Source organism: Clostridiaceae bacterium (genome assembly GCA_012840395.1).
Classification (GTDB): Bacteria; Bacillota; Clostridia; order Acetivibrionales; family DULL01; genus DULL01.
Window position 1 is genome coordinate 29,494 of record DULL01000063.1, and the last position, 13,937, is coordinate 43,430.

Genomic DNA, 13,937 nt, shown 5'->3' on the forward strand with positions numbered 1-13,937 from the left:
AAATGTGCTATAATTTGATATACTAATACTTTTTTTGATAAACTAAAACTTTGATAAGAAAGATCCTGAGGGTAAAATGAGTAAAGTTGAGTACGGGTTTGATCTGGATATGCATGGTTTTGACGCTGAACTCTCTTTCTTAAAACTCAAAGTTTTCTGGAATCATAAGGAGCAGGCAAATCCAAGTTGGATAATATCTAAATCGGATATCGAAAGGAGCGGAGGGCAATGACTCATAAAGAGAGGATATTAGCAGTAATAAATGGGCAACCTGTCGACAGAATACCTTTTATACCAAGGCTTGACATCTGGTATAATGCTAACAAACGCAACGGTACTCTTCCTGAAAAATATAAAAATGCAACCTTTAAAGAAATAACAGAAGACCTTAACCTTGGGTATCATGCAGTTGTTCCTGATTTCAGGGATTATGGGGGAGAAGAAGGAGACCGTGACCTGGGATTGGGTATACACCGTTTCAGGGCACTGCCGTATAAAATTACTTTTCATAATATAAAGCAAAACATAACCAGGACTCCTGACGGATTGCTGAAATCAGAGTACATAACACCAAAGGGGACTATAAAAACATGCATCAAATATGATGAGGAAATGAGAAAATCAGGTGCTACTCTTCCTGTTACTCTTGAGCATGCAGTAAAAGGAATAGAAGACTTTGAAGCCCTTGCTTATATTTTTGAAAATGTTGAGATTGAGCCAAACTATAAATATTATGCTCAGTTCAAGGAAGAAGTAGTGGGCGAAAACGGAGTAGCGGTAGCCACTTGCAGCCTTTGGGCTTCACCAATGTACTATCTGCTAAAGGAATTAATGTCGGTGGAAGACTTTTTCTTCACTTTAGTTGATTATCCGGGAGAAATGGAATGGCTGTCAGAAAGACTTATGCCATTTGCCAGAAAGATTTTTGATGTTACGGCCAACTGCCCTGCAGAGCTTATACTCTCGGGAGCAAATTACGACAACTCAATTACCACCCCTCAGTTTTTTGGTAAATATATTGCCCCTGAAATTAAAAGGCAGTCTGAAATTCTTCATGAAAAAGGTAAATTTCTTGTTACTCATACTGATGGTGAGAATACCGGGCTATTAGAGCATTTTGTTGACTCAGAAATTGATGTGGCTGATTCAATTTGCCCTTATCCGCTAACCAGATTAACTCTGGCAGAAGTCAGAAAGGTATTTGATGGCAGGATTACAGTCTGGGGAGGAATACCTTCCACTTCAGTCCTTGAGAATTCAATGAGTGATTTTGAGTTTGAAAAATACCTTGATGATATGTTGCAGAGTATTGGTAGAGGAGATCACTTAATTTTCAGTATAGCCGATACAACTCCTCCCGGCGCAAAACTTGAAAGGATACTAAAAATAGAAGAAAAAGTGAAAGAATTCGGCCCTGTTTTATAATCAGCCATGCTTTATAAAATAAATAATATATCATATGATTTTAATTAATTATGAGTGAATATTATGAGTCAATAGAATTTGCTTTACTTAATTTACTTTACTTAGCTTTTGTATAAGAAAGGTGATAATCAAATTATGGATGGTATTGGTCTTGTGCTGGAAGGCGGGGGAGCCAGGGGTTCATATCAAATAGGTGCATGCAAGGCATTGAAAGAAATGGGTATTGAGTTTAGCGGAGTGGCAGGTACTTCTGTAGGTGCTCTTAATGGTGCTATGATAGTACAGGATAACCTTGAAGAGGCTTATGATTTTTGGAGTATCATAAGTCCTGACAAAATAATTAATTTTACAGATGAGGAAGTACAGGAACTAGGACACGGAGGAATTCGCTTTGCCGGTTTCAGTTACAAAATCAACAGATTTAAAAAAATAATAGCAGAAAGAGGAATAGATATAAGACCTCTGATAGATTTGCTTAAAAGTGTTATTAATGAAGAAAAAATAAGAAAATCAAGATTGGATTTTGGTATTGTGGCTTTCGATATTACCAGTGTAAAGCCTGTAGAAGTGTATAAAGAAGATATTCCTGAAGGTAAATTGGTGGATTACTTGATCGCGAGTTCTACTTTTCCCGGATTTAAACCCAAGGAAATTGACGGCAGACTATATGCTGACGGGGGAATATATAATGTGCTTCCTATTAATTTAATGTCAAATAAGGGATACAAGAATATTATTGCTGTCAGGACATTTGGAATAGGCCGAAGAAAAAAATTTGATGAAAAAGAATTAAATATTACATACATCGCTCCTGCGGAGAATTTAGGACCTATTCTGGATTTTAGCAACGAAAGGGCGAAAATCAATCTTCAGCTTGGCTATTACGACGCTATTAGAGTTTTTAAAGGACTGAAAGGTAAAAGATATTATATAAAACCCTACAATGATGAAGACTTTTTCCTGGAATATCTGATGGGCTTAAGCAAAGAGAAAATTGCAAAGCTGTGCAAGCTTTTTGGTATTGAGAAATCTTCCAGCAAAAGAGTGCTGTTTGAGTACATAATACCCAAAATTGCCAGCCTTTTGGGAGCATCTGAAAACGCTTCCTATGAAGACATATCCATTGCATTAATAGAAAAAATTGCAGATATTTCAGGTGTTGAGAGATTTAAAATATATGATCTGGCAGATTTGATCTCTGAAATCACAAGAAGGTATGTGCCGGTTAAAACTGACTTTTTAAACGAGATACCTGGATTTTTAATGAGTATTGATATTGTGACAAAAATAAATAGAGACAAGATTCTGGGAAGTATAGCAAACGAATTATTTATGGATTTAGCAGGTGCAGGCTGAGTTTTAACATGACTTTAGCGGCAAATAAGCAACAATAACGGCAAAAAATAATGGCAAATAGTAACGGCAAATAGTAATGGCAAATGATAAGAGAAACCTCTGTAGCTATTAATAATAGCGAATTACAGAGGTTTCTTTTATTAAAGATGCATTTTAGATACTCATTATAGATACCCTTTAACATTTTCACATGCCCAACCAACCGTAAAGGAGAGACGGGCAGGATTGAAAGGAGTAGGCTTTAGCTATCGGCGGATGATGGCAGAGAGGAACGCAGCGATCACTTTTGCACCTTCTGCTCTGGTAGCGCTGTCAAGGGGTACAAATATATTGCCGGGCCTGCCTGATATAATACCGGCCTCTTTCATCATTTTAACCGCCTCTAAGGCGTAGGGGCTGATATCCGCCTGGTCTAAAAAAGTCGCCTGACTCTCCGTCCTTACTCAGGGATATGTTCTTGGCCTGAGCAAAACGGGCAAGAATCGTTGCCATCTGCTCTCAGGTGATGTTTACGTTTGGCTCGAATGTTTTTTCTTCGTTCACTCCAAGGACGTAGCCTCCGGCAGCCGCCCATGCTATATAGGTAGCATACCAGGCATCCGGGTCGACGTCCTCAAAAGTTGTTATGCTGTCTTCCGGAATGGGTTCGCCCGACATCATGGCCAGCATTTTTACAAACTCGGCTCTGGTTACATGCCTGTCTGGTTCAAACCTTCTATCACTTATACCGTTCACAATGCCTCTGGCGGCAAGATAGCTAATGAAACTCTCAGCCCAGCCTGCTGCATCTGTAAATGACTTTTTGTTATAACCGACACCGAATTTTGATAGATGATTGGTCCGGAAGATGACATAGCCGTCCCGGTATTCACCATTAATGACCATCCTGAGGTCGTCGCCGGCGTCGATGTAATATACCACCACAGCGTTCGGATCTTTGTCCTTCTTCAGAACGTAGGGTACCCTTATGAAGAGCTCCTCACCGCCGAAATTGGTGATCCGCTTGCCGCCCGTGGTGATAGTTATTTCAAAGACCGGCCTGCCGTCCAGGTCTCCGGCCTTGTTCAGGCTGAATATGGTATCGCCTTCAGTGTCTGCCGTGATGTTCTTTAAAACTTCCGGTGGGAGAGTTATTTCTCCGCCTTCCAGAGAAAGGCGCAACTGAGATCCGCTATCGGCAAGTTCCTCCAGCGCTGCTTTTTCAAATCCGATGCTGCCACCCTGTGCGGTCAGTTCAAGAGATTCTCCGGGGTCTCCTGAATCTTTAAGTACTTCCTTAAGCTCATCTAAGGTCACTACCTTAACGTCTGAGTCAAGGGAGCCGTCCTCTTTGTTTTGATCCGTGGACTTCTCTCCTCCCCCGGGAGCAGGCCGCGTTTCGGGGACCGTGTCGTCCTCATAGGAACCCAACAAATATACGGTGATGATTTTTGACAGCACAACTTTGGAACTTTCATCTCCCTTGGTGAGGTTTATCGGTGTTCCGTCAGCTTCTAACTCCGTAAGGGTGCCGTCTGGCCGGTATATGCGGTTGCCTGCGGTCATTAGATATATGTTTTCATGTTTCACAGCCTCAATAATGATTTGTGTCTTACCAGGCCTCTTTGCCTTGATTATGCCGCTGGAAGAATCCACTTCGGCAATTTCCGGATTCCGGTTACGGTAGTGCAGAGCATAGGATCTTCCCGCTTCATGTGGGACGGTGCTAATATCCGGTTGCCACTCTGTTCCCTGATACATGGAGACAGTTTCCGCCTCCACCCAGATATCCGTAAGCTCAATATCGGACGCTTCGTCCTTGTGCAGTACTACCTGCCTGGTATATACCGTTGTTTCCTTTGTCACGCCCTCGCCGACATCAACCGGCATCTTCAGGTTTATTGATAACTCAATGTCTCCGTCATCATCGAAAAGCTCTTCTGAAACTGTGATGAGCTCGTCAATTTCAAATTTGTTCCCGGCATCCATTGAAGTGAATTCAATTGTCTTAAGAATTACGGGTTCGGGCGGATTCTCGTCACTAATCAACGCCCTCATAATGGCATCCTCATCTGATTTTCAATGGTGAGCTTTACATTTTCTGCCGTTGTGTTGCCGAGATTAAGTACAGTGGCGGTTAAGCGTATGGTGTCGTTGGAGAAGAAGTATCCCCTCTGGTTTTCGATAACGAGATTATGGTTTAATGGAATTTTATAATATTTCACCGTGGCAGTGTTCTCCATATCTTCTTCCAACGCCTTGATTCTGATCAGTTTATCAGCAAAATTCTCCGGCACCACGAATTCAGTGGTTGCAGTTATTTCAGCTCCAGATGAGATGTGTGAGTCAATTACGATATAGTCGCAGAGAGGTACGGCAGTTTCATCTTCATCGGGATAATCGTCTTCTTCATCAAGATTATAGTCCTCATCATCATCAGGATAATTACCTTCCTCATCGCTAGTATCGTCAACCAGGTCAAGTTGGAAGGTGACCTGCTTCGACGGTTTAAATCCGGCATTTACCGCCTTGATGGTAAGAACCGCATTCTCTCCCGGCATCGGGTATTCCGGATAGATCTGGATATCCGCATCCTCGATTGAAAGAGTAGACATGGGTTCAAAGCGGCGGACTATGAGGTCGGAGACATCCGATTCCTTTGTGCCGTCACCGTCTTCCACGGTTTTATATCTGCGGTTTACGATTGTCACATTGCCAGCTGAGTCCACAGCCACGGTCTGTTCATTGTTGTTCTCAAAGGGATTTCTTGTAAGCTGCCATTTGCTTCCCCATCCGCCCTGATAGACTGGAACAGGGCTTATGTTATCATCCCCGAAATTGGTCACGTCTACCTGACAATAATTTGGGTCGTACATGGTGGCAAATAACTGGCGGTTGTTAACGAAATTTTTTCAGAGGTTGTGTCACATATGTTTGACTTCTCTAGAGTTTCAGCCTGATAATAAAATGATGGGGCTTGACTTTTTGATGCTTCTCCAAAGGGCCATAGGAATAACCCCTGATGACCTGTTTGTTTATACGGAAAAAACTATTCCATTTGGACCTGAAGAACCTATTACAAGAGGCCAGGCCATGTCCATACTGGCAGATGTCATGACATTAGCCGGCTTTGGAGCTGACCTTACCGCAGAAGAAGAAAGTGCATTAATAAAAGATTTTTCCGATTTAGAAGGAATTGATGAAAAGCTTAAATCTGATGCGGCGTTGCTGATAAAACTTGGGGTTTTTCAAGGAAAAGACAATAAGCTTATGGCGCCTGATGATATTATGACTAGTGCGGAAGCAGCTGCAACGCTTTTGAGATTGTTAAAGAGCATTCAGTAGATTATAACAAGGCGGGAGATATGCTTATTGCCTCATTGGAAGCGCAGGGAGGGTTTTTCAGATTCCGTCAAAACGGAAGCTGAAGAACACTCTCTGCGCTTCTGGCTGTTTTAGTGCAGTCTGCAGTCCCTGCGCTTCCATGATATATCAAAAAACAGTCTGAACCAATATCATATAGATAATAGTTCCTGCACCGATACTTAATAGAGTATTCTTTTTCCACATGTGCAAAACTATAATAACGAGAATAGATATAAGTTCCGGAAGGCCGTGATTTCCGGATATAAAAGAAACATCTTTTAAAGAATACACCACGAGAAGCCCTATTACGGCATAAGGAAGAACCTGTCCCAGATACTGAATGTATTTGGGAGGTATTTTCTTTGCCGGGAAAAGGATGAATGGCAAAAACCTTGTAATCATCGTTCCTAATACTACAACCACGATGGTTATGATACTTTGCTGAGTTGTCATAATCATTGCCTACTCTCCTCCCTCTTTTTAAGAATAATGAAACTAATAAGAATTAATACCATAGAGGGAATGATAAAGTTATCAGCCCCGAATAACAGCAGGCATATAGCCGAGGATAGAGCTCCTACCAACGCAGGAATATGGTTTTTGGTTTCCATCCACTGATTTAGAAATATAACCACAAATAATGCAATTAATACGAAATCCAAGCCTTTGGTATTTATCCTAATAATATTCCCAAGCAGGGCACCTAATGTGGTGCCAATTACCCAATAGGCATGGTTTAATAAAGTGACAAAAAACATAAACCAGCCTTTATCAACACCATCGGGGATTTTTGCCGAACAGTTTATGGAGAAAGATTCATCACACATTCCAAATATTAAATACGGCTTTTTCTTTCCAGTATTCTTGAATTTTTCCAGCATGGAAATACCATAAAATATATGACGGGCATTTACCGTCAAAGTCAATAAAAAAGCATAGACCGGATTAAAAGTGGATAATAACAGATTCATCGCAACAAACTGCATGGAGCCGGCGAAAACGAATATGCTTATACAAACAGGATATATAATTGGAAAGCCTTTGCTGCTCATGAGAAAGCCGTAGGACATTCCCAGGAAAATAAAAGCTGTAAGTATTGGTAATGTATGTGGAAATGCTGCTTTAAGTGCTTGTTGCTTTATACTCAATTTTATGCCTCCATCCGCGCCACCACACGTCCCACCTGTTTCATGCACGTCTCCGCGTCATGTCTCCTGGAAGCGATGGGACGGTTCTCGTGCTTCCACCTACGGGACAAGGAACCTGCCCTCTTGTCCCTCCATAATTAAATCTATTTTAAGTTGGCAAACTTTGTTTGTCAACATCATGCAGCAATACATACAGAGATAAAAATATATACCTCATAGGTTTATGTTGTTATTATTTTCACACTGTACACTTATAAAAACGCACAGTAAAACATGCGCCGCCATTATTACAGTTTTCCACCTTAATAGTTCCATTTTGAGCTGTAACAATCATCCTTGAAAGTGCCAGGCCAATGCCAATGTTGCTATCCTTTGAGCTTTTACCTTTATAAAACCTTTCAAAAAGATGGGGCAGATCTTCAGGCGCAATGCCAGTCCCGGTATCGGTTATGGTCAGTTCAGTAAAAATCGGCGTTTCTTTTACTTTCACTGTAATTGTGCCTCCGGGTGGTGTATGTTCCATACAGTTCTTAAGAATATTTTCAACTGCTTCTGCTGTCCATGAAAAATCACCAATAAAATGCTCATCGCCTTTTGCCTTGACTATCAGCTTTTGGTTACGCAAATCCATTGGTATGGCAAGAGGTTCTGCGGATTTTCGGATAAGGTCGGAAACATTCACCGGATTTTTAGCAAACCTGACTGTCCCTGTATCAAGCTTTGATATTTTCAACAAAGTAGAGATCAGCCAGTCTATACGGGAAAGTAGACGCAGCAGGTCTTTAGCCAGTGTAATACGGCGCTCATCTGATAAATCCTCATCAGTAAGAAAATTAGCAATCAAATTAATAGATGTGAGGGGCGTACGGATCTGGTGCGAGATATCCGCAATGGAGTCAGCAAGATAGGTTTTATCCTTTTTCAGTGCATCTGCCTGTTCCCGTAGCCGCACAGTCATTTTATAAATTTCACTGTGCAGGATAGAAAGCTCTCCCTCTGCAAAACGATTAAGGTCAAATTTGCTGCTATCATGTAGTATTTTATCAATTTCATGGCTCAACTCTGCAATATGCCTGTATCTTTTAAATGTAGAAATAAAATGAGCAAAGTCAAATATTATGCAGTAAAAGACAGCTATCATCCCGTATTTTATATCTATGACTGAAGAAATAGAGATCAAACTTATATTCAGCAGGAACCAGAGCCATGCACTCTTTCGTATTTCAGGGTTTCGGAAAAAATCCATAGCTAGTCACCAACCTTGTAGCCAAGGCCGCGGACTGTCCGGATTATAGAAGGATTCTGCGGGTCATCTTCAATTTTATCGCGAAGTCTTTTAATATAAACGGTAAGAGTATTATCGTTCACGAATTCTCCTGCGATATTCCAGATTTCTTCAAGGAGCTTATTTCTTGAGAGTACGGCGCCTTTATTATAAAAGAATACTAAAAGCAAGCGGTATTCAAGGGCAGAGAGAAATAAATCCCTGCCGTTTTTCATTGCGATTCCCTTTTCAGTATCTATGGTAATTCCTTTATATTCAATGGTTGAACCAAACTTATTACTGCGGCGCAACACATTTTTAATACGGGAGATCAGTTCTCTTGGTCTGAATGGTTTCCCTATATAATCATCAGCACCTAAATCAAAACCGGCAACCACACTATATTCATCATCAGAGGCTGTGAGAAATATAACAGGTATATTGAAGTTTGATTTTACCGCAGAACACACAGAAAAGCCATTTCCGTCCTTCAAGGATATATCCAGCAGCAAGAGGTCATAGGAAGAATTACTCAATTTGTCCATTGCAGCCTTCTGACCTGTAGCCACATCCACATCAAAACCTTCGTTTTTTAGAAAAACAGACAGGTTATTAATAATGTTATCATCATCTTCAACAAGCAATATCCTGGTCATTCCATTTGCCCCCACGAGAATTAAGATGCTGTAATTATACCACAAAAAAGTAAAAGATTCATATTATTCATATTATCTAGCTATCTAAGGTGATAAGTGACGTTTTTGTAATATTGGTGTCACCTGAATATCACATTTACAAAATATAATATAAGTATAAATTATTAAGGAGCCTTGAAGTACCTTGCTAAACAAACTTACATTGCTTTTGTTATGGAAAGCAAAGTTTGCTACTAATAGTAAAGAACCATAAATTAGAGGAGTTTAAAAATGGAAATTCTAAGAGTTGAAAATTTAACAAAAATCTATGGTAAAGGTGAAAATGAGGTCAGAGCTTTGGATGGTGTGTCATTTACAGTGGAAAAAGGTGAATTCATTGCAATTATAGGACCGTCAGGGTCAGGCAAATCCACCCTTTTACATATTCTGGGCGGTGTGGACAGGCCTACTACCGGTAAGGTTTATTTGGACGGACAAGATGTGTATGCACAAAATGATGAGCAGCTGGCTATTTTCCGCCGGAGGCAGGTTGGACTTATTTATCAGTTTTATAATCTTATTCCTGTTCTTAACGTTAAAGAGAACATTACTTTGCCTGTTTTGATGGATGGCAGAAAGATAAATGAGGAAAGGTTTAATGAATTAATTTCTACTTTAAAATTAAATGATAGAGTAAATTATCTGCCCAATCAGTTATCCGGGGGGCAGCAGCAGCGTGTGTCTATTGGAAGGGCATTAATGAATGCGCCGGCAGTAGTGCTTGCCGATGAGCCTACCGGAAATCTTGACTCAAAAAACAGCCAGGAAATTATTGAACTTTTGAAGCTTTCAAATAAGAAGTATAATCAAACCTTGCTCATTATTACCCACGATGAAAACATTGCTTTGCAGGCAGAGCGCATAATTGCTATTGAAGATGGCAAAATCACCCGTGACGAGGTGATAAATAGATGAACATTTTAAATAAAGTAACAATAAAATTTCTTGTCAAAAACAAAACCCGTACCATAGTAACAATTATAGGCATAATTCTGTCTGCTGCCATGTTTACGGCAGTAACCACTTTTATATCAAGCTTGCAGGACTATATGCTGGATAATGCCATTTATAATAACGGTGACTGGCATGGTGCATTTTATGACATAGACAGCAATACAGCCAAAAGATTCAGAGAGAATAAAAGAATTGAAAGTGCCGCTTATGCCCATAATTTAGGATATGCGGATATTGGCAGTTCTAATGAGTATAAACCCTACTTGTTTATTATGGGAGCTGATGATTTGTTCATGGACAGGATGCCCATCCATCTTATTGATGGAAAACTTCCTGATACACCTGAAGAAATAATCCTGCCTGAGCATCTTGCATATAACGGCGGCGTATCCTATAAAATAGGGGATATTGTAAAACTTGATATTGGAGACAGGTATTATGAAGGATATAAGTTAATGCAGAACAATCCATATGTACATCCTGATGATATTAAAAGTGATGATGTAAATAATACAGAAAATGATATGGGAAATGAAGCAGATAATAAGGCAGATAATAGCATAAACTCAAATATAAACTCACAAACAAAAGGTGAAGTATTAACTATAAAAGAAACAAGGACATATACAGTTGTAGGTTTTTATGAACGTCCGTCTTTTGAGGATTTTTCAGCTCCAGGATATACGGCAGTTACAAAAATGGATCCTGCTTATGATTTTGAATCATTTGCAGTATATTTCAAAATGAAAAACCCAAAAGAAACTTTTGATTATGTAAATCAAAGCGGTTTTGAAGGAACCACAAATACAGATGTTCTTATGTACAGCGGTGCTGCACGGTATGACACTTTTTATTCTGTTCTTTACAGCCTTGGAGCTATACTTATCGGGCTTATAATGTTTGGCTCTGTTTCGTTGATTTATAATGCTTTTGCAATTTCGGTCAGCGAGCGCACCAGGCAGTTCGGGCTTTTGGCATCAATTGGTGCAACAAAGAGGCAAAGCAGAAAAATGGTGTTGTTCGAGGCTCTGGTTTTAAGCAGTATAGGCATTCCTCTTGGAATACTGAGTGGAGTTCTTGGTATCGGTGTAACTCTAAGCTTTATAGGAGACAAGTTCTATGCTTTTTATGGCACTGAAGGCCTGACACTGGATCTGGATGTTTCCTTTGCATCAATTGTAATAGCCGCTACTGTGGCATTAGTTACCGTACTGATATCTGCCTGGATTCCATCAAAAAGAGCCGCGAAAGTAGCACCAATAGATGCGATACGCCTTTCAAACGACATTAATGTCAAAGCCCGAAGTGTCAAAACATCAAAATTAACCTATAAGTTATTTGGATTGGAAGGTATGATTGCCAGAAAACACTTTAAGCGGAACAGAAAAAAATACCGTGCAACAGTTTTTTCACTCTTCATGAGTATTGTTCTGTTTATTTCTGCAAGCAGCTTTTGCACCTATTTGTCTGACGCTGTGTCATCAACATTCCAGGATACTGATTATGATATTGTTTATTACTTTACCAGTGCAAATGAAGAGGATATAAGTCCTGGCAATTTGGAGGCAATTTACAGGGGGCTATCTGACCTGGACGAAGTCACTTCATTAAGCTATGCTTTATCAGTAGGTTTTGAATGTAATGTCCCTATTGAAAAGTTTTCAGATAATTATCTTGAATACTATGGCTTGTATGAAGAAATGACTGAAGAAGCAATTACTGTTATGGTATATGGAGTCGGTGACGAAGTATACAGACAGTATCTTAAAAATAATAACCTCAGCGAGGCAGTATATATGGATGTAGATAATCCAAGAGGCATTGCAAAGGCAGTTTTCAGCAAATTTGACCAAAATTTGGGGAAGTACGTTAATTTTCCTATTCTTAAAGACCGTTCTATGTCCATCAACTATCAGGAGTACGATTATGAAAAGCTTAATGCCCTTACAAAGGAAGAGCGGCAACGAGTGTTTAACTCCGGCAATGACAGCGAATATAGCGAGTATATTATAAAAAAGCCTCTTACCTTTGATGTGACAGAGGGGGATTTGGTATTAGGTTTGAATGAGTCTGTTAATTATTATATTAAAATTATGTATCCTATAAGTATCTATCAGAAGTTATTTCATATAGATTATTGCAACTTCTTTTTCAAGGCTAAAAACCCTGAAAAAGCATATATTCAAATTGACGATTATCTCACGGAAAACAACCTTAAGAGAGGGAAATATTCATTATTAAATTTATATGAAATGAATGAAACCGACCGTAATATGGTTACCATAATTAAAGTGTTTTCCTATGGGTTTATTACATTAATTTCCCTTATAGCCCTTGCCAATGTATTTAATACCATATCAACAAACATTATGCTGCGCCGCCGTGAATTTGCAATGCTTAAATCAGTAGGCATGACGACAGGTAGCTTTAACAAAATGATGAATTTTGAATGCCTTCTATATGGATTTAAATCTTTATTGTGGGGCATACCAGTAGCATTTGGTGTTACATGGCTTATTTATCAGAGTATAAATGAAGGCTATGAGACAGGATTTTATCTTCCGTGGACTGCAGTTGTTGTAGCCATATTAAGTGTATTTGCTGTGGTATTTGCGACCATGATTTACTCTATGAGAAAAATAAAAAATGACAACCTTATTGATGCTTTGAGAAATGAGAATTTGTAGATGAACACTCTGACCTTAGTTGAGCATGAATGCTTCAACTGTTAAAGATTAATAATCATAAATCTACTCTATAAAGACTGTACATTTCATCTTCACTCTTCTCGGCTCTAAGAATAAAATTGAACCTGTCAATATCCGTACACAAGTAGAAATCTCTTTCAGGGCACCAATCTGAATTGGCAGGGTCAAAGAATCTCCTGCCGCTACTGTTTTTTAGCGAAGCAATTTTAGTATTTATATCATAATATGTTTCTTCTAATAAACTCTTTATGTATTCAGCACAGAAAATATCTTCATCTGACAAATATCTTCCTTGAAGTCCCATACAGACTAAAGATACTGTTTCAGGATTCACAGATTTAATGTATCTGGCTATCGCTTTCGAATTAACAAGACTTCCGGAAATAACTTCATCTGCCTTTATTGCATTAACTATTCCCTGTGTCCCGGCACTTGTTGTCTGCACAATAGTTTTCCCGGAGAAATCAATATTTTCAATATGTGTAGGAGAATTGCCATAATCGAACCCAGGCTGAATTTTTCCTTTCCGCTCTCCAATAAGTATATAATCCGGGTTTTCTTCCTTCAGCCTGTAAGCAATATCAATGTTACCTACAGGTATTATTTTTTTGGCACCATTATTTACAACATAACAAGCAACAGAAAATGCTCTGAAAACATCAATTATTACGGTTAAACCTCTGGCTTCTCTTGCTCCTTCAATAAATTGAAGTATATTAATTTTCATAATTTTGAGCTCCTTTGCTTTATAGAATCATGGAGACCGTTCTCGGAAGCACAGGGACGGTTCTTATGCTTCCATCTATAGGGCAAGAAATCTGTCTCTTGGTCCTTTTTCTTTACTATCTTGTTTGTCATTAAGCATAGTTAGTTATAGTTCATTTTAAGTTTGCATATTGTGTTTGTCAATAATATTACTGCTGCACATTTGCTGACAATATGGATTGAAAACATTATAAAAATATTCTGCGAACAAAACCTATATGTGGTATATTAAGTATTAAGAAGTGATAAATCATTATATGCGATGAATTAGTATAAA

At 39.1% G+C, this 13,937-nt stretch carries 14 protein-coding genes; 6 read left to right on the plus strand and 8 right to left on the minus strand.

Features of this window, described 5'->3' with window-relative positions; genetic code table 11:
- Window positions 1-76 precede the first annotated feature (76 nt).
- From GXX20_07615 to GXX20_07625, 3 genes are all read left to right on the plus strand, one after another.
- On the plus strand, window positions 77-232 hold the full coding sequence (locus GXX20_07615; protein HHW31521.1) for a hypothetical protein: 156 nt from the start codon (window positions 77-79) through the stop codon (window positions 230-232).
- Window positions 229-1,425 carry a hypothetical protein gene (locus GXX20_07620; GenBank protein HHW31522.1) on the plus strand — a complete coding sequence of 399 codons (1,197 nt, stop codon included), beginning with the start codon at window positions 229-231 and terminating at the stop codon, window positions 1,423-1,425. Before GXX20_07615 ends, GXX20_07620 begins: the two co-directional genes overlap by 4 nt.
- A 135-nt stretch (window positions 1,426-1,560) precedes the next feature.
- Window positions 1,561-2,781, plus strand: a complete 1,221-nt coding sequence (locus GXX20_07625; protein HHW31523.1) for a patatin-like phospholipase family protein — start codon at window positions 1,561-1,563, stop codon at window positions 2,779-2,781.
- Window positions 2,782-3,026: 245 nt separating this feature from the next.
- Here the strand turns inward: GXX20_07625 and GXX20_07630 are convergent, their stop codons facing one another.
- The 3 genes from GXX20_07630 to GXX20_07640 all read right to left on the minus strand — a co-directional run bounded on the left by GXX20_07630 (window position 3,027) and on the right by GXX20_07640 (window position 5,606).
- Window positions 3,027-3,182, minus strand: coding sequence for an S-layer homology domain-containing protein (locus GXX20_07630; protein ID HHW31524.1), 156 nt, complete (start codon window positions 3,180-3,182; stop codon window positions 3,027-3,029).
- 97 nt (window positions 3,183-3,279) lie between these two features.
- On the minus strand, window positions 3,280-4,818 hold the full coding sequence (locus GXX20_07635) for an S-layer homology domain-containing protein (GenBank protein ID HHW31525.1): 1,539 nt from the start codon (window positions 4,816-4,818) through the stop codon (window positions 3,280-3,282).
- On the minus strand, window positions 4,815-5,606 hold the full coding sequence (locus GXX20_07640) for a hypothetical protein (GenBank protein HHW31526.1): 792 nt from the start codon (window positions 5,604-5,606) through the stop codon (window positions 4,815-4,817). Before GXX20_07640 ends, GXX20_07635 begins: the two co-directional genes overlap by 4 nt.
- Before the next feature lie 88 nt (window positions 5,607-5,694).
- Between GXX20_07640 and GXX20_07645 the strand changes: the two genes are divergently transcribed.
- The gene (locus GXX20_07645; protein ID HHW31527.1) at window positions 5,695-6,105 is read left to right on the plus strand and encodes an S-layer homology domain-containing protein; all 411 of its coding nucleotides are present in this window, start codon (window positions 5,695-5,697) and stop codon (window positions 6,103-6,105) included.
- Window positions 6,106-6,252: 147 nt separating this feature from the next.
- Here the strand turns inward: GXX20_07645 and GXX20_07650 are convergent, their stop codons facing one another.
- From GXX20_07650 to GXX20_07665, 4 genes are all read right to left on the minus strand, one after another.
- Window positions 6,253-6,585, minus strand: coding sequence for a branched-chain amino acid transporter AzlD (locus GXX20_07650; GenBank protein HHW31528.1), 333 nt, complete (start codon window positions 6,583-6,585; stop codon window positions 6,253-6,255).
- A complete protein-coding gene (locus GXX20_07655; GenBank protein ID HHW31529.1) occupies window positions 6,582-7,274 on the minus strand; it encodes a branched-chain amino acid transporter AzlC in 693 nt (230 codons plus the stop codon). The genes GXX20_07650 and GXX20_07655 overlap by 4 nt, the downstream gene beginning before the upstream one ends.
- A 238-nt stretch (window positions 7,275-7,512) precedes the next feature.
- Window positions 7,513-8,520, minus strand: coding sequence for a HAMP domain-containing histidine kinase (locus GXX20_07660; protein ID HHW31530.1), 1,008 nt, complete (start codon window positions 8,518-8,520; stop codon window positions 7,513-7,515).
- Window positions 8,521-8,522: 2 nt separating this feature from the next.
- Window positions 8,523-9,194, minus strand: coding sequence for a response regulator transcription factor (locus GXX20_07665; protein HHW31531.1), 672 nt, complete (start codon window positions 9,192-9,194; stop codon window positions 8,523-8,525).
- 270 nt (window positions 9,195-9,464) lie between these two features.
- Between GXX20_07665 and GXX20_07670 the strand changes: the two genes are divergently transcribed.
- Both GXX20_07670 and GXX20_07675 read left to right on the plus strand, forming a co-directional pair.
- Window positions 9,465-10,148, plus strand: coding sequence for an ABC transporter ATP-binding protein (locus tag GXX20_07670; protein ID HHW31532.1), 684 nt, complete (start codon window positions 9,465-9,467; stop codon window positions 10,146-10,148).
- A complete protein-coding gene (locus GXX20_07675) occupies window positions 10,145-12,874 on the plus strand; it encodes an ABC transporter permease (GenBank protein HHW31533.1) in 2,730 nt (909 codons plus the stop codon). The genes GXX20_07670 and GXX20_07675 overlap by 4 nt, the downstream gene beginning before the upstream one ends.
- Window positions 12,875-12,929: 55 nt before the next feature.
- On the opposite strand, the gene GXX20_07680 is transcribed toward GXX20_07675, so the two are convergent.
- The gene (locus GXX20_07680) at window positions 12,930-13,622 is read right to left on the minus strand and encodes a 2-phosphosulfolactate phosphatase (GenBank protein ID HHW31534.1); all 693 of its coding nucleotides are present in this window, start codon (window positions 13,620-13,622) and stop codon (window positions 12,930-12,932) included.
- Window positions 13,623-13,937 lie beyond the last annotated feature (315 nt).

What these genes read in the sequence shown, in the direction of transcription:
- GXX20_07680 (HHW31534.1), bottom strand. Translation starts at nt 13,622, where the DNA reads ATGAAAATTAATATACTTCAATTTATTGAAGGAGCAAGAGAAGCCAGA.
- GXX20_07665 (HHW31531.1), bottom strand. Translation starts at nt 9,194, where the DNA reads ATGACCAGGATATTGCTTGTTGAAGATGATGATAACATTATTAATAAC.
- GXX20_07625 (HHW31523.1), top strand. Translation starts at nt 1,561, where the DNA reads ATGGATGGTATTGGTCTTGTGCTGGAAGGCGGGGGAGCCAGGGGTTCA.
- GXX20_07620 (HHW31522.1), top strand. Translation starts at nt 229, where the DNA reads ATGACTCATAAAGAGAGGATATTAGCAGTAATAAATGGGCAACCTGTC.
- GXX20_07670 (HHW31532.1), top strand. Translation starts at nt 9,465, where the DNA reads ATGGAAATTCTAAGAGTTGAAAATTTAACAAAAATCTATGGTAAAGGT.
- GXX20_07675 (HHW31533.1), top strand. Translation starts at nt 10,145, where the DNA reads ATGAACATTTTAAATAAAGTAACAATAAAATTTCTTGTCAAAAACAAA.
- GXX20_07615 (HHW31521.1), top strand. Translation starts at nt 77, where the DNA reads ATGAGTAAAGTTGAGTACGGGTTTGATCTGGATATGCATGGTTTTGAC.
- GXX20_07650 (HHW31528.1), bottom strand. Translation starts at nt 6,585, where the DNA reads ATGATTATGACAACTCAGCAAAGTATCATAACCATCGTGGTTGTAGTA.
- GXX20_07635 (HHW31525.1), bottom strand. Translation starts at nt 4,818, where the DNA reads ATGAGGGCGTTGATTAGTGACGAGAATCCGCCCGAACCCGTAATTCTT.
- GXX20_07660 (HHW31530.1), bottom strand. Translation starts at nt 8,520, where the DNA reads ATGGATTTTTTCCGAAACCCTGAAATACGAAAGAGTGCATGGCTCTGG.